Origin of the sequence: Streptomyces sp. cf386 (assembly GCF_900103585.1) — a bacterium.
GTDB lineage: Bacteria > Actinomycetota > Actinomycetes > Streptomycetales > Streptomycetaceae > Streptomyces.
Genome location: NZ_FNHV01000009.1, coordinates 176997 through 196509 on the forward strand (window position 1 = coordinate 176997; position 19513 = coordinate 196509).

The 19513-nt window shown below is 71.1% G+C and carries 21 protein-coding genes; 11 read left to right on the forward strand and 10 right to left on the reverse strand.

The genetic code is table 11. The features are described 5' to 3' along the window. Positions 1–70: 70 nt before the first annotated feature. Complete coding sequence (locus BLU79_RS23990; protein WP_093907933.1) at positions 71–364, reverse strand: hypothetical protein; 294 nt, start codon at positions 362–364, stop codon at positions 71–73. Positions 365–589: 225 nt separating this feature from the next. On the opposite strand from BLU79_RS23990, the gene BLU79_RS48340 reads away from it, so the two are divergent. Next, entirely contained in the window at positions 590–751 is a 162-nt protein-coding gene (locus BLU79_RS48340; RefSeq protein ID WP_177001155.1) for a hypothetical protein, read from the forward strand. 15 nt (positions 752–766) lie between these two features. Here the strand turns inward: BLU79_RS48340 and BLU79_RS23995 are convergent, their stop codons facing one another. From BLU79_RS23995 to BLU79_RS24015, 5 genes are all read right to left on the reverse strand, one after another. Next, complete coding sequence (locus BLU79_RS23995; protein WP_093907934.1) at positions 767–1777, reverse strand: LLM class F420-dependent oxidoreductase; 1011 nt, start codon at positions 1775–1777, stop codon at positions 767–769. Positions 1778–1885: 108 nt separating this feature from the next. Further along, positions 1886–2710 (reverse strand): hypothetical protein, encoded by an 825-nt coding sequence (locus BLU79_RS24000; protein WP_093907935.1) that lies wholly within the window; start codon positions 2708–2710, stop codon positions 1886–1888. A 164-nt stretch (positions 2711–2874) separates the two neighbouring features. Beyond that, positions 2875–3816, reverse strand: coding sequence for an N-acetylmuramoyl-L-alanine amidase (locus BLU79_RS24005; RefSeq protein WP_093907936.1), 942 nt, complete (start codon positions 3814–3816; stop codon positions 2875–2877). Positions 3817–3888: 72 nt separating this feature from the next. Next, entirely contained in the window at positions 3889–4548 is a 660-nt protein-coding gene (locus BLU79_RS24010) for a class I SAM-dependent methyltransferase (RefSeq protein WP_093907937.1), read from the reverse strand. 126 nt (positions 4549–4674) lie between these two features. Then, entirely contained in the window at positions 4675–6429 is a 1755-nt protein-coding gene (locus BLU79_RS24015) for an MFS transporter (protein WP_093907938.1), read from the reverse strand. A 160-nt stretch (positions 6430–6589) separates the two neighbouring features. On the opposite strand from BLU79_RS24015, the gene BLU79_RS24020 reads away from it, so the two are divergent. The 3 genes from BLU79_RS24020 to BLU79_RS24030 are packed head-to-tail and all read left to right on the forward strand — an operon-like array spanning position 6590 to position 9465. Continuing rightward, entirely contained in the window at positions 6590–7987 is a 1398-nt protein-coding gene (locus BLU79_RS24020) for an MFS transporter (protein WP_177001156.1), read from the forward strand. Between the two features lie 51 nt (positions 7988–8038). Beyond that, positions 8039–8578, forward strand: coding sequence for a SigE family RNA polymerase sigma factor (locus BLU79_RS24025; RefSeq protein ID WP_093907940.1), 540 nt, complete (start codon positions 8039–8041; stop codon positions 8576–8578). Beyond that, entirely contained in the window at positions 8578–9465 is an 888-nt protein-coding gene (locus BLU79_RS24030) for a hypothetical protein (RefSeq protein ID WP_256333442.1), read from the forward strand. The genes BLU79_RS24025 and BLU79_RS24030 overlap by 1 nt, the downstream gene beginning before the upstream one ends. A gap of 30 nt (positions 9466–9495) precedes the next feature. Here BLU79_RS24030 and BLU79_RS24035 read toward each other — a convergent pair whose 3' ends face one another. After that, a complete protein-coding gene (locus tag BLU79_RS24035; RefSeq protein WP_093907941.1) occupies positions 9496–10233 on the reverse strand; it encodes a response regulator transcription factor in 738 nt (245 codons plus the stop codon). A 587-nt stretch (positions 10234–10820) separates the two neighbouring features. Here BLU79_RS24035 and BLU79_RS24045 point away from each other — a divergent pair. Then, positions 10821–11381, forward strand: coding sequence for a GNAT family N-acetyltransferase (locus tag BLU79_RS24045; RefSeq protein WP_256333443.1), 561 nt, complete (start codon positions 10821–10823; stop codon positions 11379–11381). Positions 11382–11446: 65 nt separating this feature from the next. Here BLU79_RS24045 and BLU79_RS24050 read toward each other — a convergent pair whose 3' ends face one another. After that, on the reverse strand, positions 11447–12193 hold the full coding sequence (locus tag BLU79_RS24050) for a dienelactone hydrolase family protein (protein ID WP_093907942.1): 747 nt from the start codon (positions 12191–12193) through the stop codon (positions 11447–11449). A 108-nt stretch (positions 12194–12301) separates the two neighbouring features. Between BLU79_RS24050 and BLU79_RS24055 the strand changes: the two genes are divergently transcribed. From BLU79_RS24055 to BLU79_RS24070, 4 genes are all read left to right on the forward strand, one after another. Further along, positions 12302–12784 (forward strand): MarR family winged helix-turn-helix transcriptional regulator, encoded by a 483-nt coding sequence (locus BLU79_RS24055; RefSeq protein WP_093907943.1) that lies wholly within the window; start codon positions 12302–12304, stop codon positions 12782–12784. A 328-nt stretch (positions 12785–13112) separates the two neighbouring features. Continuing rightward, a complete protein-coding gene (locus tag BLU79_RS24060; RefSeq protein WP_093907944.1) occupies positions 13113–13988 on the forward strand; it encodes a MaoC/PaaZ C-terminal domain-containing protein in 876 nt (291 codons plus the stop codon). A 90-nt stretch (positions 13989–14078) separates the two neighbouring features. Next, a complete protein-coding gene (locus BLU79_RS24065; protein WP_093907945.1) occupies positions 14079–15155 on the forward strand; it encodes a Zn-dependent alcohol dehydrogenase in 1077 nt (358 codons plus the stop codon). A 25-nt stretch (positions 15156–15180) separates the two neighbouring features. Next, positions 15181–16119 (forward strand): 3-oxoacyl-ACP reductase, encoded by a 939-nt coding sequence (locus tag BLU79_RS24070; RefSeq protein ID WP_093907946.1) that lies wholly within the window; start codon positions 15181–15183, stop codon positions 16117–16119. A 101-nt stretch (positions 16120–16220) separates the two neighbouring features. Here BLU79_RS24070 and BLU79_RS48345 read toward each other — a convergent pair whose 3' ends face one another. Then, a complete protein-coding gene (locus BLU79_RS48345) occupies positions 16221–16385 on the reverse strand; it encodes a hypothetical protein (RefSeq protein ID WP_093907947.1) in 165 nt (54 codons plus the stop codon). A gap of 95 nt (positions 16386–16480) precedes the next feature. Further along, positions 16481–17671 (reverse strand): hypothetical protein, encoded by a 1191-nt coding sequence (locus BLU79_RS24080; protein WP_093907948.1) that lies wholly within the window; start codon positions 17669–17671, stop codon positions 16481–16483. Positions 17672–17904: 233 nt separating this feature from the next. On the opposite strand from BLU79_RS24080, the gene BLU79_RS24085 reads away from it, so the two are divergent. Together BLU79_RS24085 and BLU79_RS24090 are read left to right on the forward strand one after the other, a co-directional pair. Further along, positions 17905–18762, forward strand: a complete 858-nt coding sequence (locus BLU79_RS24085; RefSeq protein WP_093907949.1) for a Nif3-like dinuclear metal center hexameric protein — start codon at positions 17905–17907, stop codon at positions 18760–18762. Continuing rightward, positions 18759–19502, forward strand: a complete 744-nt coding sequence (locus BLU79_RS24090; RefSeq protein WP_093907950.1) for a zinc ribbon domain-containing protein — start codon at positions 18759–18761, stop codon at positions 19500–19502. Before BLU79_RS24085 ends, BLU79_RS24090 begins: the two co-directional genes overlap by 4 nt. Positions 19503–19513 lie beyond the last annotated feature (11 nt).

Genomic DNA, 19513 nt, shown 5'->3' on the forward strand with positions numbered 1-19513 from the left:
GTTCCGTTGCATGGCGGGTGCGGGTTCCGTTGTGGCCGGTCGCGCAGTTCCCCGCGCCCCTAGGTGGGCTTCAGTGGCGGTGTACTCGATTGGCGATCGCATGGCCGATGAACAAGTACACCACCGCCGCCAGGCCGTACCCGGCGACCACTCGCGCCCACTCCTCGTCGAACGTGAACAGGTCGTGGGACCAACCCGCCAGCCAGCGGGCCGCGTCGTGGACGAACTGGACGAAGTCGTTCGCTCGGTTGGCGTCCAGTAGGTACATCAGGATCCACAGGCCCAGGATGACGGCCATGACATCGGCGATGATCGCTATGACCGTGCCGGCCTGATTGGCGCCGTTGCGATATTGAGGGGACATGCCCTCCCGGGTAGCCCGGTCGGCGTGGCTCAAACCGGGTGGCCTGAGCCCCAACGGGTTGCTGCGTTCAACTGGCCTTCCCGGTACGGTCATTCGCCCGTCAACATGGTCACCGGCGATCCTCTGAGGGACCTACGTCTCGGTCTCCGGCCTCTTCACGGTCCGCAGAGACGGCGAGGACGTCGTCCTGCCGCCCGCTACGGCAGTGGCGAGCCGCGCCCACAGATGAAGATCACCCGCGAGGGGGCCTGGGTCCGCGAGGAGGAGTTCCGCGTCGACAGCTTCTCGGTGGAGGAGGAGTTCCCGGCGACGTGCCTGGGCAGGGTGCGCACCTGGAACGGCACGACGGGCGAGCTGACGCTGGACCCGATCTCGGTCTTCCAGTGAATATGAGCCGGGACGCTACGAGTTGAGCTCGGAAAGCACACGCAGGGTGTGCGGATCGGGCGAGAGGACCAGCAGATCCGTCACCGGCCCCTTCCGCCACAACTCCAGCCGCTCGGCGATGCGTTCACGCGGCCCGACGAGGGAGATCTCGTCGGCGAAGGCGTCGGGAACGGCGAGCACGGCCTCGTCCCGACGCCCGTCCAGGAACAGCCGCTGAATCCGGCGGGCTTCTTCCTCGTACCCCATGCGCGCCATGAGATCGGCGTGGAAGTTGCGGGCGGCGTGGCCCATACCGCCGATGTAGAAGCCGAGCATGACCTTGACGGGGAGAAGCCCTTCCGCCACGTCATCGCAGACCTGGACACGCGCCATGGGGGCGACGAGGAAGTCCTCGGGAAGTTCACGGACCACCTCCCCGTACACCTCCGGCCTGCTCGGCGACCAGTACAACGGCAGCCACCCGTCGGCGATCCGCGTCGTCTGGGCGACGTTCTTCGGTCCCTCTGCGCCGAGGAGGACGGGAAGGTCGGGACGCAGGGGATGGGTGATCGACTTCAGGGCCTTGCCGATGCCGGTGGCGTCCGGGCCGTGATACGGGTGGGAGTGAAACCGCCCGTCGAGCTCCACGGGCGCCTCGCGCCTGAGCACTTGCCGTACGACATCGACGTACTCCCGCGTCGCGGTCAGCGGCGACTTCGGGAACGGCCGCCCGTACCACCCCTCCACCACCTGCGGCCCCGACAGCCCGAGCCCCAGCATCATGCGGCCGCCGGAGAGGTGGTCGAGGGTGAGGGCGTGCATGGCGGTGGTGGTGGGGGAGCGGGCGGCCATCTGGGCAACGGCCGTACCCAGCTTGATCCTTGAGGTCCGCGCGGCGATCCAGGTGAGCGGTGTGAAGGCATCGGACCCCCAGGACTCGGCGGTCCACACGGAGTCATAGCCGAGCCGCTCGGCCTCCTGGGCGAGGGGAAGGTGGTCCGCGGAGGGGCCGCGCCCCCAGTAGCCGAGTGCGAGCCCGAGCCGCATACGCCTGCCTCCTTCTGACGGCATGTCAGGTGGATCGGTCGGAGGGCGACTGTACGACAACGGCCCCTCACCGGGAAGGGTGAGGGGCCGTAGTACGGCTTCGGTTGCTCAGCCGCGCTGGATGCCCGAGGTGTCCTGGAGGACACCACGCCGACCGTCCTGCGTCTGCGCGACCAGGGCCGGGCCGCGTTGCTCGACGGCCAGGTACCAGGTGCCCGGCGCGAGTTCGGCGATCGGGGACGGCGAGCCGTCCTCCGCGAACAGCGGACGCGGCACGGGCACGGCGAACCAGAACGGCGAGAAGTCCCCGGCGGGCGCCTGCGGCTGAGGCTGCCCCGGCTGCGGCTGCCCACCGAAGGGCTGCCCCGGCTGCGGCTGCCCACCGTACGGCTGCTGCGGCTGCTGCGCACCCGGGTAGCCGTAACCACCCTGCGGCTGACCGCCGTAGGGCTGCGGGGCGGCGGGGCGGGGGGCCGGGATGAGGGCGGCCTGGAGGGCGGGGACGAGGGGGGTGGCGATGGCGGCGCCGGCCATGACCAGGGTGGCGACGAAGGAGAGGATCATGCCGATGCCCGGGTCGGGGCCGGTGCCAGAGCTCTCGCCGATGTTGTCGGCGCCGCCCGCCATGTCGAAGATGTTGCCGAGCGCGCTCCAGGCGGCGAAGACCGTGAAGGCGATGCCGAACTGGCCGAGGTCCAGACCGGCGACCTTGGGCACCTGCGGCAGGCCGCGGGCAACGACGACGAGTGCGGCGCCGATCACTCCGGCCAGGATGACGCTGAGCACGACCGGCCCGCTTCCCCAGAGATTCGGGAGGTCGGCGCTGTCAGGAACTCCGTCGATCGAGTAGAGATCGAGGAACGACGCGATCAACAGCAACACCGCTGCTCCGATCACCACGCCGTCGCCTCGAGTGAGGGAGCGGATATTCACTTCAGGTCCTTCGTCAGTCGTCTCGTCATCGGCATCGCTGGAGGCGTCGCTGTCACCATGTCGCCCTCAGGCCCCGGTGTGAAGCGCGGGGGTGGCCCCTCATCGTAGGGACGACCCTATCTTCCGACCGGCGAGGGTGTCCGCCGGGATCAGCCCGCTGATCACTACCCGCGCAGGAAACTCACGATTCCCTCAGAGATCCCTCGCGCCGCCTTCTGCCGCCAAGCGCCGCTGGTGAGCTGTGCCGCGTCCTTGCTATCGCGCATGTTGCCGCACTCGATGAACACCTTGGGAACCGTTGACAGATTGAGACCGCCGAGGTCCTCGCGTGTGACCAGGCCGGTGCCATTGCCGACGTAGTTGGAGGGGGCGCTGCCCGTGACGCGGACGAAGGAGCCCGCGATGCGCTCGCCGAGGTCGCGGGAGGGGGTGACGATCGGGGCGGTGTTCGCGGCGCCCTTGGACACCTTGCCCGGGAGGATGACGTGGAAGCCGCGTTGGCCGGTGGCCGCGCCGTCCGCGTGGATGGAGACGACGGCGTCGGCGTGCGCCTTGTTGCCGATCTGTGCTCGTTCGTCGACGCACGGGCCCCACGGCCGGTCGCCGTCCTGCGTGAACTTCACCGTGGCGCCCTGCTTCTGCAGCAGCGTGCGCAGGCGGTGGGCGACGTCGAGGGTGAACTTCGCCTCGGTGTAGCCGTCGTTGGTGGATGTCCCCGTGGTGTCGCACTCCTTCCAGTTGGTGCCGATGTCGACCTTGCGGTTGATCTCGGCCGTGTGCTGGAAGTTGCCCGGGTTGTGGCCCGGGTCGATGACGACGACCTTGCCCTTGAGGGGGCCGGACGACGCGGGCGCCGAAGTGGAATCGGCCGTGGGCGTCGGCCCCGGGGGCTTGTCGTCGTTCGTCGCGGAGATGGTCGGCGGTGTCTCCGACGGCCGTACGGCCGCGTTGCCCGACGCGCCTGTGTTGCCGGAGTCACCCATCGCCTCGTACAGCACCCAGCCGAGCAGCGCGCCCGGTACGAGGGCGGCGGCCACGACGGTCAGGGCGCGGCGGTGCGGGCGGCGGGGGTGGGGAGGTTCGAAATCCGGGCCTACGTACGACACGCCTGACACCTTACGGGCCGACCCGGCGCTCCGCGTGAAGGCGCGATCGAGCACGGCAGGTCGGCCGCAGGATCAGATCCCCGTCCCAGTCCCCGTCCGCTTCAGCACCCGCAGCGACTCCGTCACCGACACCTCCGCGAACGCCCCGGACTCCAGCGCCCGTAGATACACCCGGTACGGCGCCTGGCCGGTGAACTCGTCCACCGGGTCCGGGAACACGTCGTGGATGACGAGCAGTCCGCCCTCGGCGACATGCGGGGCCCAGCCCTCGTAGTCGGCGTTCGCGTGCTCGTCGGTGTGGCCGCCGTCGATGAAGACGAGGCCGAGGGGAGTGCCCCAGACCTTCGCCACCTGCGGGGAGCGGCCGACGAGGGCGACCACGTGCTCCTCCAGGCCGGCCTTGCGCAGCGTGCGGCGGAACGTCGGCAGCGTGTCCATCAGGCCGATCTCGGGGTCGACCGTCTCCGGGTCGTGGTAGTCCCAGCCGGGCTGCTGCTCCTCGCTGCCGCGGTGGTGGTCGACCGTGAGGGCCGTCACTCCGGCCGCGCGGGCCGCGTCGGCCAGGAGGATCGTCGAACGGCCGCAGTACGTGCCGACCTCCAGGAGCGGCAGGCCGAGCCGGCCTGCTTCGACGGCCGCCGCGTAGAGCGCGAGCCCCTCGCCCACGGGCATGAAGCCCTTCGCCGCCTCGAACGCGGCCAGGATCTCGGGTTGGGGGGCCTGGGCGGCCATGCGGGTCCCTTTCGGTCGTACGAGCGCTACGAGTGTTTCGAGCGTCTGGGCGCCACCCATCGTGCACCACACCCCCCGTCACCTGGGCGACGGGGGGTGTGAGCAGCCGGGAGTCGGGTGTCGGCGTCAGGCGGTGACCGTCTCCGTCGGCAGCGCCAGGTCCACGTCCACCGCGCTGTCGTCGCCCGCGTGCGTCGCCGACGAGGCGAGCGGGGCGTGGCCGTCGGCGCGGGCGGCCAGGACGTAGGCGCCCTGGGCGGGGACCGTGAGGGCGTAGGTGCCGTCCTCCGCGGAGAGGGTCGCGCCCGCCTGGCGGCCCCGGCGGTCGATCAGGGTCACCTTGGCGCGGGCGACCGGCGTGCCCTCGGCGTCCAGGACACGGCCGCGGAAGCCGCGCAGGGCCTCCTCGGCGCGCTCCAGGTTGGCGTCCTCCTCGCTGCTGGCGCGCAGCTGCGGGTGGGCGGCGGCCGGGCGCTGCTTCGGGAGGAAGAGGGCCAGCAGGAGGCCTACGGCGACGGCGGCGGTCGCGATCAGGAAGGAGACCCGGAAGCCGTGCATCGTCGGGATCTCGACGCCGTTCACGGTGTTCGCGGTGTTGGCCAGCACCATGCCGATGACGGCGCTCGACACGGACGTACCGATGGAACGCATCAGCGTGTTGAGGCCGTTCGCCGCGCCCGTCTCGGAGGCCGGGACCGCGCCGATGATCAGTGCGGGGAGAGAGGAGTAGGCCAGGCCTATGCCGGCGCCCAGGACGACCGCGATGACGAGGCTCTGCCAGGGGGCGCTCATCAGGCCGAGGCCGGCGCCGTAGCCGATCGCGATGATCAGCATGCCGAGGATGAGGGTGACCTTGGGGCCGTACTTCGCGGAGAGGCGGGCGTAGACCGGTGCGGTGAACATCATCGTCAGGCCCAGCGGGGCCACCAGCAGACCCGCGACGACCATCGACTGGCCGAGGCCGTAGCCGGTCTCCTTCGGCAGCTGGAGGAGCTGGGGGAGGACGAGCGAGACGACGTAGAACGAGACCCCGACCATGATCGACGCGAGGTTCGTGAAGAGGACCGCCGGTCGGGCCGTGGTGCGCAGGTCGACGAGGGGGGCCTTGGTGCGCAGCTCGTAGACGCCCCAGAGGAGGAGGACGGCGGCCGACGCGGCGAACATGCCGAGGGTGGTGCCGGAGGTCCAGCCCCAGTCGCTGCCCTTGGTGATCGGGAGGAGGAAGAGGACGAGTCCGGCGGACAGGCCGAGCGCGCCGAGCAGGTCGAAGGTGCCCTCCGCGCGGACCTTGGACTCCGGTACGACGAGGAGGGTGAGGGCGATGGAGAGGACGCCGAGGCCGGCGGCGCCGTAGAAGAGGGCGTGCCAGTTCGCGTGCTGGGCGACCAGGGCCGCGGCGGGCAGCGCGAGCCCGCCGCCGACGCCGATGGAGGAGCTCATCAGGGCCATCGCCGAGCCGAGCCGCTCGCGGGGCAGCATGTCGCGCATCAGGCCGATGCCGAGGGGGATCGCGCCCATCGCGAAGCCCTGGAGGGTACGGCCGACGATCATGGGGAGCAGGGTGCTGGTGAGCGCGCTGATCAGCGCGCCGACCACCATCACCGACAGGCTGGCTATCAGCAGCCGCCGCTTGCCGTAGAGGTCACCGAGGCGGCCCATGATCGGGGTGGCGACGGCACCCGAGAGCAGGGTGGAGGTCAGGACCCAGGTGGCGTTGCTGGGCGCGGTGTCCAGCAGCTGCGGCAGGTCCTTGATGACCGGGACGAGCAGGGTCTGCATTACCGCGACAACGATGCCCGCGAAGGCGAGGACCGGGACGAGGGCGCCGGATACGCCGTTGGCCGCTCTGCCGGTGGGCTGTTCGTTCGTCGTTTGTGTCATGTGGGGGATCAACCCGGTGTGCCTGGGCAACTATTCCGATGCTTTGGCCAGCTAACGATTTTTTGACCTTCTCTTGGGGAACAGGCCTAGGACTTTCGGGGAACGGTCCTAGACCGAATTCCTGATGCCAGGAGCGTCCGTCGTTGAGAGCATGACATCCATGCTCGAAGCCGCCGGTGTCACCCGCGCCTCCCGCCGTTCCGCGCCGCCCACCTGGCTGGTGCTGGCCCTCGCGTGCGCCGGGCAGTTCCTGGTCGTGCTCGACGTGTCCGTCGTGAATGTCGCGCTGCCATCGATGCGGGCCGATCTGGGGCTGAGCGCGCAGGGGTTGCAGTGGGCGGTGAACGCCTACGCGATCGCCTTCGCCGGCTTCATGCTGCTCGGTGGGCGGGCCGGGGACCTCTACGGCCGTAAGCGGATGTTCCTCGTCGGGCTCGGCCTGTTCACCCTGGCCTCGCTGGCCGGCGGGCTGGCCCAGCAGGACTGGCAGCTGCTGGTGGCGCGGGCCGTGCAGGGGCTGGGCGCGGCCGTGCTGGCGCCCTCGACGCTGACGATTCTGACGGCGGCGGTGCCGGAGGGGGCGGCGCGGGCCCGGGCGATAGGGACGTGGACCGCCGTCGGCGCGGGCGGTGGCGCGGCGGGCGGGCTCGTCGGCGGGGTGCTGGTGGACGTGCTGTCCTGGCGCTGGGTGCTGCTGATCAACGTGCCGGTGGGGGCGGTGGTGCTGGCCGCTGCGGTGCGCTGGCTGGTGGAGAGCCGCACCGGGGACAGACAGCGGCTGGACCTGCTGGGTGCGGTGCTGGTGACGGCCGGTCTCGCGACCTTGGCCTACGGCATCTCGCAGACGGAGGCCTCGGGCTGGACGGCGCCCGCCACGGTCGTACCCCTGCTCGCCGGTCCCGCTCTGATCGGCGCCTTCCTCCTCGTGGAGTCGCGTACGGCGGCTCCGCTGATGCCGCTGGGGCTGCTCCGGCTGCGGGCGGTGGCGTCGGCGAACGTGGCGATGTTCCTGTCCGGGTCGGCGATGTTCTGCATGTGGTTCTTCATGACGCTGTACGTGCAGAACGTCCTCGGCTACACCCCGCTGGAGGCCGGCCTGGCGCTGGTGCCGAGTTCGCTGGCCGTGGTCGTCGGCTCCAAGCTGGCGCCGCGGCTGATGCGGACGGTCGGCGCGCGCAACGTGGCGGTGCTGGGCACGGTCGTGGCGGCCGTCGGCTTCGGCTGGCAGTCGACGCTGAGCGTGACGGGCGGGTATGTGACCTCGATCATGGTGCCGGGCATCCTGATGATGCTGGGCGCGGGTCTGGGGGCGACGCCTCTCGCGGCGCTGGCGACGTCCGGGGCGCGGCCGGGTGACGCCGGGCTGGTGTCGGGGCTGGTCAACACCTCGCGCACGATGGGGGGTTCGCTGGGGCTCGCGGTCATGTCGACGATCGCGGCGGCGCGTTCGGAGGGGACTGAGGGGTACGCGTTGGTGTTCCGTACGTCGGCGGCGGTGCTGCTGGCGGGGGCGGTGCTGATGCTGCTGTGGCTGCCGAGAAAAACCTCTGCCTCCTGAGGCAACGATCTGGGCGGTCCATGGACTCCTTTGAATATCAAGGAGGTGCCCATGGGGGATCGCAAGGCGGCTCGGGACACGGAGTTCCAGAGCTTTGTCATCGGCCGCTGGCCGCGGCTGATGCGGACGGCATTTCTCCTCACGGGGGAGCAGCACGCCGCGGAGGACCTGGTCCAGTCGACGCTCGAACAGGTCTACGTGGCCTGGCGCAGAGTCGGCTCGGCCGACGACCCGGAGGCCTATGTACGGCGCGTGATGATCAACGCGCACGCACGCAAACACCGCCGACGGCTCAGGGAGTTCCTGGCGCCGAAGGACGACTCCGGCCTGGCGCGCGAGGTGGCGGACACCGAGGACCGCATCGGCCGGGCCGAGGACCGCAGCTCCCTGCTGTCGGCCCTCGCCCAACTGCCGCCGCGACAGCGGGAGGCGGTGGTGCTGCGGTACTGGGAGGACCTGACCGAGACACAGACGGCGGAGGCGATGGGCTGCTCCGTCGGCGCGGTGAAGAGCAATGCGGCCAAGGGGATCGCGAAACTCCGCGCCATACCGGGACTGGCCGAGATGGTGACGCAGGGAGGGCGGGGCTGATGAGCGCGGACCGGGAGACGAACCACGGCATGACCAGCCATGACAGGACCAGCCGTGACATGACCAGCCATGACAGGACCAGCCACGACATGACCGGTCACGACATGACCCACACGGACGTCGCGTTCCTGCTGGCCGACGCCGCGGACGAGGTCGAGATCGGCATAGCCCCCTACGACGCGGTGATTCGGGGCGGCCGCCGCCGCAAGGCCCGTCGCTGGGCGGTGGCCACGGCGACGGCCCTGGTGCTGGTCGGCTCGGCGGGGACACTGGCGGTGGCGGGGCTGCCGGGCGGGAGCGAGGGCCGGGGTGCGCAGGTGGCGACACAGGCGCCGACCCCGTCCGTGCAGAACGTGTACACGCCGGAGCGGACCATGCTCGCGACCGGCACCGACGGCAACCAGGAATGGTGGGTCACCCTCGACGTGTGGCCGGCGCCTCGCGACGCGGGTGAGGCACAGGCCCAGTGGGAGGCCCTGGGCGCGTACGGGAGCCTGCCGGTGGACAAGGCCTCGGACCTGATCGGCAAGAGCGCGTACTTCGTGAGCCGGACGTACGGCGACGGCGACACGGCGGTCACCATGTTCGACGTCTTCAACGAGAACAGCCCCGACTCGGGCAAGGACCTCCAGTCCGCCGCGATCCCTCTGGACCCGGCCGACAGCGGCCCCAACCGCCTCGTCATCGGCCAGGTCGCCCCGACGGCCAAAGAGGTCACCTGCACCTGGAAGAACGGCATGCGGACCACGCTCCACACGACCCCTGACAACGAGACCCTCGACACCGACGTCCCGGCGATCCGTCCGGCGGCCAAGTCTCCGGTCAACTGGTTCGTGTGCGTGGCGCCGGAAGGGACGGAGTACAAGTCGGTGGGGGTGACGAAGTAGGGGGCAGGTGAACCGTCACTGAGGCCGCGGCTACAGCCACCCCTGCCGCTGGGCCTCCCGCAGCGCCGCCGTCTGCTCGCTGGTGCCGGTCTTGGCGACGGCGTAGGAGAGGCACTCGCGGACCGTCGGCTCGGGGAGGTGGAGCTGGGCGGCGACGTCGGTGATCGTCGCGCCGTCCGCCGAGGCCCTGAGGACATCGCGCTCCTGAGCGGTGAGCGGGTTGGGCTCGGCGTCGAGGGCGGTGACGGCGGGTGCGGTCGCGTCGAGGGCGGTGGCGTCGTGTGCGGTGGTGTCAAGGGCGGTGAGGTCGTGCGAGGTCGCGCCGAGGCCGGTGGCGTCGTGTGCGGTGGCGGCAAGGGCAGGGTCGATGACCGTCTCGCCGGTCAGGACTCGGCGGATCGCGGTCGCCAGCTCCTCCATGGGGGCGTCCTTCACCAGGAAACCGGCGGCGCCCGCGGCCATGGCCCGATGGAGGTGGCCGGGGCGGCCGTGGGTGGTCAGGAGCAGGACCCGGCAGTCCGGCGCCTGGTCGCGCAGCTCGGCAGCGATGTCGAGGCCGCTGCGGCCCGGGAGTTCGACGTCGAGGAGGGCGACGTCCGGCCGGTACGTGAGGGCGGCGTCCACGATCGCCTCCCCGGCCGACACCTGCGCCACGACCGTGAGGTCCGGCTCCATCCCGAGCAGTAAGGCGAGCGCCCCGCGCGTCATGCCCGGGTCCTCGGCGAGCAGGACCCTGATGGACTTCGCGGGCCGGTGGTCCCGGGGCATTTCGTTCACAGGGCCAGCGTATGGGGAAAGGGCCTGGTGAGAGCCGGGGTGACGCGACCTGGGGAACTGGAGCGGTTTGAGACCGACGTACTGACCGGCCGTCCTGGCCGGCCAGGAGGAGGGCGACGTGGTCCGGTACTCGGAAGTCTTCCCGGTGCTTCGGTCGCGCGGGCTGAGCGTCGAGCGGACTACGGAAGTACTCGACCACGTCGGCGTGTCCTCGATGACCGGCCGTCATCGTTCGAGCTGTGGCTGGAGTCCGAGCTCGACGGGCTCGCCACCGGGATCGCCCTCGATGGCGGACCGGGCCCGGCTGCTGCACGGCCACGGCCCCCGTTCCCTGGCCCGCCATGCGGCGATGGTCTGGGAACTACCTCAACCGGATCCGAGAAGCTGCATGGACCCCAGCTCGAAGAAGCCCCCGCTCATGGCCCCGACCCGCCCCACCTCGCTGAGGTCTTCGGCCTCAGCGAGAGGACCGCGATCCGATGCGCGAACTCGGCGCGGGCACTGCTGGAACAGGCAGCCGAGCACTCAACATCCCGCTCGGGAAAAGAGCTTGGTCCGGGCCTGTGGAGCCTTGAAGAATGACGACCATGCAGATTCGACAGGCGTGGCCCGATGACGCTTCAGCAGTAGCCGGCGTCTACGTGCGCTCCTGGCAGGCGGCCTTTGCCGGTCTCGTTCCGCAGCACTACCTCGATGCCATGGACCCGAGCCGTGAAGAGTCCGACTGGAAGACACGCATCGAGGCGACACAGTGGCCGACTTCGGGAGTGCTGGTGGCCGAGACCGAGGTGGGGGTCGTCGGGTTCGCAGGTTTCAGCCCGTCTCAGGAGACGCCCGCCGTCGCCGAAATCGGCACGCTCTACGCGATGCCGGAGGCGTGGGGCACGGGGATCGGAAAACAGTTGATGCTGGCCACGCTGACCACCCTCGGACTGGCCGACTACACGCAAGCCACCTTGTGGGTACTGGAAGACAATGAACGCGCCCGGCGCTTCTACGAGGCCGCCGGTTGGCGTGCAGATGGCGCGGCCGTGGAAGACACCACTGGCGGAGCCGCTCTGAACAAGTTGCGCTACCGCCGTCCTCTTGGCCAGCCCGCTCACGATCTTGTGCGTCCGGAGAGCCGGGAATCGGCGTGATCGCGAGTTGGACGGGTCCGCGCCCGCTACCCGTTCGGCTCCGGCCGGGATTCCGGGCCGGAGCGTCAGCCGCCGGCCAGGGTGCGGCCGAGGAGGGGGAGCAGGCGGTCCCAGTGGCGCTGCAGCCCGGAGGCGTTGAAGGCGTCGGTGTCGGACATCGTGAAGCCGTGGACGGTGCCGGGGTAGATCTCGGAGGTGTGGTCGACACTTGCGGCGTCCAGGGCTTGGTTGAGTTCGCCGAGGGCCTCGGGCGTCATGTCGCCTTCGGCGTGGCCGAGGTGGACTTGGGCGGTGATCTTGGTGAGGAGACGGTGCAGGCCTTCGGGCCCGTCGGCGGCCACAGGGCCGTGGAACGCGGCGACGGCGGCCACCTGGCCGGGGTGGGCCGCGGCGGTGCGCATCGCCAGGAGGCCGCCTATGCAGTAGCCGGTCACCGCGACCGGTCCGGCGCCGACCTCGGGCCGGGCGGTGAGGAACCTGAGGTAGGCGTCGGCGTCGCTCAGGGAACGTTCGGCGGTGTGCGCCTCGATCAAGGGCATCAGCTGGGCGAAGACCGCGTGCCGGGCGTCTTCTCCGATGTTCTCGGGGAGTTCGATCACCGGTGCCGGGCCGTGCCGGTAGAGGAAGTTGGGGACGAGCACGTAGTACCCGTGCCCGGCCAGTTCGCAGGCCATCTCCCGCAGTACGGGCCGGATACCGAAGCCGTCCGCATACATGAGCACCCCTGGGTGCGGCTCGTCGTGGTCGGGGAAGGCGGCGAAAGCGTCGGCCCGGCCGTCCGGGGTGGGGATCTGCAGTTCCTTGATGGGCAAGAGCTTCCTTCCGTGGAGTTCACTCGAAGAACGTTCGTCGCACTAACGTTTCGGCGCGAGTGAACGTATATCGTTAGTCGGACTAACGCAACGGGCAGGGTGAGCGCCATGATCAGAGACGAAGTCGCGGACATGCCCGACGGTGGCACGCCCAGGACGCCCGACAGGCTGCGTCGACGGGCGAGCCGACTGCTGTCGCAGCTGACCATGCGGTCGGACCGGCTGATCGGCGAGGGGCTGGCCCGGGCCGACGCCCGCCGGTGGCACTACGCGGTGCTCGCCTCGCTGGAGGAGTACGGGCCGGGCAGTCAGGCGGAGCTGAGCGGGCGGTCCGGGATCTACCGCAGCGACATGGTCGGCGTGCTCAATGAACTGGCCGAGCGTGACCTCGTCGAGCGTGCGCCGGACCCCGGTGACCGGCGCCGCAACATCATCACGATCTCCCCCCAGGGGCGCCGCCGGCTGCGCCGCCTCGACAAGGTCCTGGACGACCTCCACGACGAACTGCTCGCACCGCTGAGTCCGGCCGAACGCGACGAGCTCGTACGGTTGCTCACCCGCCTGCTGGACCACCACACCCGAACCTCCTGAGCGTCGAGGGGCAGGACACCCCCAACCCGGCGAACCCCATCTGATGCGGCGTCAGGAGTCTTCACAACTGCGGTGCCCTCGGCTATACAGAGGTCGCCGGACTGGAACGCGTTCTAGAACGGCCCGTGACGACCTCGGTGCGGCCGACGGTGCGGACGGCCGTACCGAGGTCTTGCCCCATCTCTCTGCCGCCCGACCTGCCTGCCCGCCCGATCTGTCTGCCGCCCGACCTGCCGGTGACTCGACCTGCCACATGCCCCGACCTGCCAAATGCCCCGATCCCCTGGATGTCCCGTTCCGCCGGATGCCCCGTTCTGTCAGGAGCCCCATGCCCATCGACGCCGCCAAGGCCGTAGCCGCCGAACCCCGGACCGGTGAGATCTCCTGGACCCCGAAGGACGTGCAGCTCTACCACCTCGGCATCGGCGCGGGCGCCCGCCCGGACATCCCCGCCCCGGCCACCGACCCCGACGAGCTGCGCTACACCCTGGAGTCCCGGCTGCACGTCCTGCCCAGCTTCGTCACCGTCGCAGGCGCCGGCTCGCCCGGTGTGATCAGCAGCCTGTCGATGCCCGGTGTCGAGGTCGACCTCGCCCGCGTCCTGCACGGCGGGCAGTCGCTCACCGTCCACCGCCCGGTGCCCGTCGCCGGTACCGCCACCGCGACCGGCCGTATCGCCGCCGTCTACGACAAGGGCAAGGCGGCCGTCCTCGTCATGCGCACCGAGGTCGCCGACGCCGACGGCCCGTTGTGGACCAACGACGCGCAGATCTTCGTACGGGGAGAGGGGGGATGGGGCGGCGACCGCGGCCCCTCCGCACGCCTCGAACCACCGGTCGGCGATCCCGACAAGGTCGTCGAGCGGCCCGTCCGTGCGGACCAGGCCCTCCTCTACCGCCTCTCCGGCGACCTCAACCCCCTGCACGCCGACCCGGAGTTCGCCAAGATCGCCGGATTCGAGCGGCCCATCCTGCACGGGCTGTGTACCTACGGGATCACGCTCAAGGCGGTCGTCGACACGCTGCTCGGCGGGGACGTGACCCGGGTGCGGTCGTACGTCACACGGTTCGCCGGGGTCGTGTTCCCGGGGGAGACCCTGCGGATCCGCATGTGGCGGCAGGAGAGCCGGGTGCGGGTGGAGGTGGGCGCCGTGGAGCGGGACGACGCGTCCGTCCTCGCCGACACGATCGTCGAACACGGCTGAGCCCTATGCGGCATCGAATACGCCTGAGCCCGGCACGGCCCCGCACCACCCCGCACGCCCTACGCCCGTCCTCCTGAGAGGAGCCGCACCATGCGAGCAGCCGTACTGCACGAGATCGGCCAGGACAAGCTGGAGGTCCTCGATGACGTCGAGGCGGTGGGCTTCGGGCCCGGCCGGGTGCGGATCCGGGTGCGGGCCACCGGGCTGTGCCACTCCGACCTGTCCGCGATGGGCGGGGTGCTCCCGCAGCCGGCGCCCTTCGTGCCGGGCCACGAGGGGGCCGGCGAGATCCTCGAAGTCGGCGAAGGCGTACGTCACTTGAAGCCCGGCGACCGTGTCGTCGTCTGCTGGCTCCCCGCCTGCGGCGCCTGTCCCGCCTGCAAGCGCGGCCAGACCCAGCTGTGCCTGGCCGGGTTCATGAACGCCGGCACCCCCAACTTCAAGCGCCCCGGCGGTGACGTCTTCGGCTTCGCGGGCACCGGCACCTTCGCCGAGGAGGTCGTCGTCGACGCCGGCTGTGCGGTGCCGATCCCCGACGACGTCCCCTTCGACATAGCCGCCCTCATCGGCTGCGGGGTCACCACCGGACTCGGTGCCGCCCTCAACACCGCCGACGTGGAGGCGGGTTCGTCGGTCGCCGTCATCGGCTGCGGGGGCGTCGGTATCTCGGCGATCCAGGGCGCCCGGCTCAAGGGGGCGGCGGAGATAGTCGCCGTCGACCCGGTCGCCTCGCGCCGCGAGTCCGCGCTCAAGTTCGGTGCCACCAGGGCCATTTCCCCGGACGAGCTGGCCGACGCCAAGCAGCAGGTCACCGCCGGCGAGGGCTTCGACTACGTCTTCGAGGTCGTCGGCAAGTCCGCCACCGCCCGGACGGCGTACGAGAACACCCGGCGCGGCGGCAGCCTCGTCATCGTGGGCGCGGGTGCCCTGGACGACTTCCTCCAGCTCAGCATGTTCGAGCTGTTCTTCGACGAGAAGCGGATCCTGCCGTCCATGTACGGCGGCGGGGACGTCCTGAGCTCCTACGAGCGGACGATCGCGCTCTGGCGCGCCGGTCGGATCGACCTGGCGGGCCTGATCACCCACCGAGTGCCGCTCGCCGACATCAACGAGGCCCTGGACCAGATGCGCACGGGGACGGCACTGCGTACCTGCATCGAGATCTGACGCCACCGGCTGCGAAAGGACGAGGATGTCACTGCCACTTGAGGGTCTGTCCGCCGTCGTCACCGGCGCCGGGCGCGGTCTAGGCCGGGCCGAGGCACTGGAGTTGGCCCGGCTCGGCGCGGCCGTCGTCGTCAACGACTACGGCCGGCCCGGCCGCGACGGCTCCGGTGAGGCCTCCGCCGGGCCCGCCGAGGAGGTGGCCGCCGAGATCCGCGCGGGGGGCGGCCGGGCGCTGGCGCACACCGGGGACGTCGCCGACTTCCCACAGGCCCGCGCCCTGGTCGAGCTGGCGATCGGCGAGTTCGGCAAGCTGGACATCCTCGTCAACAACGCGGGCATTCTGCGCGACCGCATGGTCTTCTCCATGGCGGAGGAGGAGTGGGACTCGGTCATCCGGGTCCACCTCAAGGGCCACTTCAACACCACCCGCTTCGCCGCCGCACACTGGCGCGAGCGGTCGAAGGCGGCGGGCGGGCCGGTGTACGGGCGGATCGTGAACACCTCGTCGGAGGCGTTCCTCGCCGGATCCGCCGGACAGCCCAACTACGCGGCGGCGAAAGGCGGGATCGTCGGGCTCACCACCTCCACGGCCCTCGCGCTCGCCAAGTACGGAGTGACCGCGAACGCCATCTGCCCACGCGCCCGGACCCGTATGACCGAGGACGTCTTCGCGGGCCTCGAACGGCCGGACGAAGGGCTCGATCCGCTCGCGCCCGAGCATGTCGCCCCCCTCGTCGGCTACTTGGCCGCACCGGCCGCCGCCGGGATCAACGGCCAGCTGCTCGTCGTGCACGGCGGCATGGTGGCGATCGTCGAACGGCCCCGGGTGGCGGCCAAGTTCGACAGCAAGCAGGAGACGTTCACCTACGACGAGCTGGACGCGCTGCTCACCCCGCACTACGCGGCGCTGCCGACGGGGGAGACGTTCGGGGCGGTGGAAGTCCTGGGGCTGAAGCGCGGGTAGCACCCCGCGGCACCCCCCGGGCATTCCCCGGCCCCCCCGCACGGGAACGGCCCCGCTCCTCAAAGAGGAACAGGGCCGTATGCCGTTGCTCGCGCGCGGCGTCAGGCCGCCGTCTCGTTCTCCTCGGCCGGCTTGCGGTGACGGCCGCGGGGGGCCGCCTCGCTGTCGTGGACCGAGACCTGGCCTCGATGCCTGCCGTGACCGGAGACCTTCTGAACGTCGTGAACGTCGGCCGGCCCCGGCTGGGTCGTGCTGGCGTTGCTCATCGGAAAACTCACCCCGTCAACATGATCTTTCTTACAGCCGGGCGAGTTTAACCGGCCGACCACGGGCCGAATCCAGACGGCCACGCCAACCGCCACTACTTCGTTACAAGACCGCCCAACGGAGCTTGCTGCAAAGGCACAGGACGCGGTGCGACGGGATCCGGAACCTCCGTCACGGGAGCCGGATCATCCGTGGGCGATGGCTCCGGTCCGACGTCCGCTCCCGCCGATGTCGCCTCCTCGGGGGCCTCCTCCGGGGGCATCCCCACCCCCACCCGAGCCACCCCACACCTCACCTGCTCTGTGGCATACGGCAGTTGCAGCGCCCCGTCCCGCGTCCACCACCCGGCCCCCACCAACCACCCTTCGGGCGCCGCAAGATGACGTACCCGCCGCTCGGCGGGCCGCCACACCCCCACCCAACTCCCGACCGGCCCGTCGACGCGCAGCGCCACCCCGCAGCTCTCCGGCATCAGCACCTGCCCCGGCTGGATCGCGAACGGCGTCACCGTGCACTCGGCCGACCGCAGGCACTCCGGGAAGCGCACCGGCAGCGTGCTGCCCAGCACTCCCCAGCCCAACCGTTCCTGCCCGGGGGAGGGCGCGTCGGAGCGGATCAGCAGCAGCCCGCTGTCCGGGTCGGCGAGCAGCAGCCGGTCGTCGCTGGCGTCCGTGATCTGCAGCAGCGGCGACACCTCGCCGCCCCGCCCGAGGTCGACCACGACGGCCTTCGTACGGCCCCCGGACTCCCGGTCGAGCGCCAGTATCCGCCCGTCCCGGTCCAACCACACCCCGCCCGAGCAGCGCCCCGGGACCTCCGCGACCTGCTCGGGCCCGAAGGCACCCCCCGCCACCAGCCACACCGCGCTGGAACGCCGGCCCACCGCGAGGGCGTACGCCTTGTCACCGCCCGGCGCGGGCGGCAGCATCCGCAGCCGGGCCCCCTCGCCCTCCGGGCACTGGACGGCGCCCAGCAGCAGCTCACCCGTGCCGGGCCCGGTCGGGTACAGCAGCGAGAACACATGCCGCCCGTCGGTGGGGCGGCGGATGAGGACCCGCCCGTCGCCCATGGGCTGCACCTCGGTGCCGGGCTCCTCCGGCTGGTGGGCGGGCAGCGGCACGGCGTAGGGCTCGGGGCCGTCCAGGGTCCAGCGCTCCGGGAACCAGCAGTCGCCGTCCAGGGCGAGACGGGCGGCGTAGGAACCGTCCGCCGTGATGGCGCATTCCGCCCGAGGCGCGTCGCCGTCCTCGTGCTCCGCCGCGGGCTCGATCGCACAGGCCGTCATGGTCCGGTCACCTCCGGTCACGAAGCTAGTTTTCGCACGCACAGGCGTGGGATCGGGAGCTTTCCCTTCACACAAAGGGGTGGCCGAGGAACGATTCGCCTGAGGAAACGGGGGCGGTTGTGCTGGGCGGAGCGGCGGCGGGCCGGGGTGGCCGGAGGGGAGCGGGGGAGGGGCGGATCCACCGGCTCCGGCACCGGTACAGCCGTACGGACCAGCCAGGTAGCCTGTCCTTCGTGCCCCGTCTGTCAGAAGTCATCACCGCGCTGGAGAACCTCTGGCCCGCCGAGCGGGCCGAGTCCTGGGACGCGGTCGGCACCGTCGTGGGCGACCCCGACCAGGAGGTCTCCCGGGTCCTGTTCGCCGTCGACCCGGTCCAGGAGATCGTGGACGAGGCGGTGAAGCTGGACGCCGACCTGCTGGTCACCCACCACCCGCTCTATCTGCGCGGTACGACGACGGTCGCGGCGACGCACTTCAAGGGCCGGGTCGTGCACACCCTCATCAAGAACGACATCGCGCTGCACGTCGCGCACACCAACGCCGACACGGCGGACCCGGGAGTCAGCGACGCGCTGGCCGGTGCGCTGGACCTGCGTGTCGTACGGCCGCTGGTGCCCGACCCGACCGACCCGGACGGCCGCCGGGGCCTGGGCCGTATCTGCGAGCTCGACCACCCGCTCACCGTCCGCGAACTCGCCGCCCGGGCCGCCGAGCGCCTCCCCGCCACCGCGCAGGGCATCCGCGTGGCCGGCGACCCCGAGGCGACGGTCCGCACGATCGCCGTGAGCGGCGGCTCCGGCGACAGCCTCTTCGCCCAGGTGCGGGCGGCCGGCGTCGACGCCTTCCTCACCGCGGACCTCCGCCACCACCCCGTCTCGGAGGCCGTGGCCCAAAGTCCTCTCGCGCTGCTCGACGCGGCGCACTGGGCCACCGAATGGCCCTGGTGCGAGCTGGCCGCCGCCCAGCTCGACGAGATCTCCGACCGCCACGGATGGGACCTGCGGGTCCACGTCTCGAAGACGGTCACCGACCCCTGGACGGCCCACGCGGCGTCCAACCCGACCACTAGCACCACGGGAGCCCCCAACTGAACGCCGCGCCGGCCGACCAGATCCGACTTCTCGACGTCCAGGCCCTCGACGTCCGCCTCCAGCAGCTCGCGCACAAGCGGAAGTCCCTGCCCGAGCACGCCGAGATCGAGTCGCTGAGCAAGGACCACACCCAGCTGCGCGACCTGCTCGTCGCCGCGCAGACCGAGGAGAGCGACACCGCCCGCGAGCAGACCAAGGCCGAGCAGGACGTGGACCAGGTGCGCCAGCGCGCCGCCCGCGACCAGCAGCGCCTGGACTCCGGTGCCATCACCTCCCCGAAGGACCTGGAGAACCTCCAGCACGAGATCGCCTCCCTCGCCAAGCGGCAGGGCGACCTGGAGGACATCGTCCTGGAGGTCATGGAGCGCCGTGAGTCCGCGCAGGAGCGGGTCGCCGAGCTGACCGAGCGGGTTGGTGCCGTCCAGGGGAAGGTCGACGATGCGACCGCCCGCCGGGACGCCGCGTTCGAGGAGATCGACGGCGAGGTGGCGACGGTCACCAAGGAGCGCGAGGTCATGGCCGGGTCGGTCCCCGCCGACCTGCTGGGGCTCTACGAGAAGCTGCGTGTGCAGCAGGGCGGCATCGGTGCGGCCAAGCTGTACCAGCGCACCTGCCAGGGCTGCCGCCAGGAGCTCGCCATCACCGAGCTGAGCGAGGTCCGCTCGGCCGCGCCGGACACGGTCCTGCGGTGCGAGAACTGCCGCCGCATCCTGGTGCGTACGGCCGAGTCCGGCCTCTAGGAGCCATGGCC

Bases quoted from the DNA above. Each gene is read 5' to 3' on its own strand.
- BLU79_RS24010 (WP_093907937.1), bottom strand. From the start codon at position 4,548: ATGGCCGCCCAGGCCCCCCAACCCGAGATCCTGGCCGCGTTCGAGGCG.
- BLU79_RS24030 (WP_256333442.1), top strand. From the start codon at position 8,578: ATGAGCGCGGACCGGGAGACGAACCACGGCATGACCAGCCATGACAGG.
- BLU79_RS24025 (WP_093907940.1), top strand. From the start codon at position 8,039: ATGGGGGATCGCAAGGCGGCTCGGGACACGGAGTTCCAGAGCTTTGTC.
- BLU79_RS48345 (WP_093907947.1), bottom strand. From the start codon at position 16,385: ATGAGCAACGCCAGCACGACCCAGCCGGGGCCGGCCGACGTTCACGAC.
- BLU79_RS24045 (WP_256333443.1), top strand. From the start codon at position 10,821: ATGACGACCATGCAGATTCGACAGGCGTGGCCCGATGACGCTTCAGCA.
- BLU79_RS48340 (WP_177001155.1), top strand. From the start codon at position 590: ATGAAGATCACCCGCGAGGGGGCCTGGGTCCGCGAGGAGGAGTTCCGC.
- BLU79_RS23995 (WP_093907934.1), bottom strand. From the start codon at position 1,777: ATGCGGCTCGGGCTCGCACTCGGCTACTGGGGGCGCGGCCCCTCCGCG.
- BLU79_RS24080 (WP_093907948.1), bottom strand. From the start codon at position 17,671: ATGACGGCCTGTGCGATCGAGCCCGCGGCGGAGCACGAGGACGGCGAC.
- BLU79_RS24035 (WP_093907941.1), bottom strand. From the start codon at position 10,233: ATGCCCCGGGACCACCGGCCCGCGAAGTCCATCAGGGTCCTGCTCGCC.
- BLU79_RS24060 (WP_093907944.1), top strand. From the start codon at position 13,113: ATGCCCATCGACGCCGCCAAGGCCGTAGCCGCCGAACCCCGGACCGGT.
- BLU79_RS24055 (WP_093907943.1), top strand. From the start codon at position 12,302: ATGATCAGAGACGAAGTCGCGGACATGCCCGACGGTGGCACGCCCAGG.
- BLU79_RS24020 (WP_177001156.1), top strand. From the start codon at position 6,590: ATGCTCGAAGCCGCCGGTGTCACCCGCGCCTCCCGCCGTTCCGCGCCG.
- BLU79_RS23990 (WP_093907933.1), bottom strand. From the start codon at position 364: ATGTCCCCTCAATATCGCAACGGCGCCAATCAGGCCGGCACGGTCATA.
- BLU79_RS24015 (WP_093907938.1), bottom strand. From the start codon at position 6,429: ATGACACAAACGACGAACGAACAGCCCACCGGCAGAGCGGCCAACGGC.
- BLU79_RS24065 (WP_093907945.1), top strand. From the start codon at position 14,079: ATGCGAGCAGCCGTACTGCACGAGATCGGCCAGGACAAGCTGGAGGTC.
- BLU79_RS24070 (WP_093907946.1), top strand. From the start codon at position 15,181: ATGTCACTGCCACTTGAGGGTCTGTCCGCCGTCGTCACCGGCGCCGGG.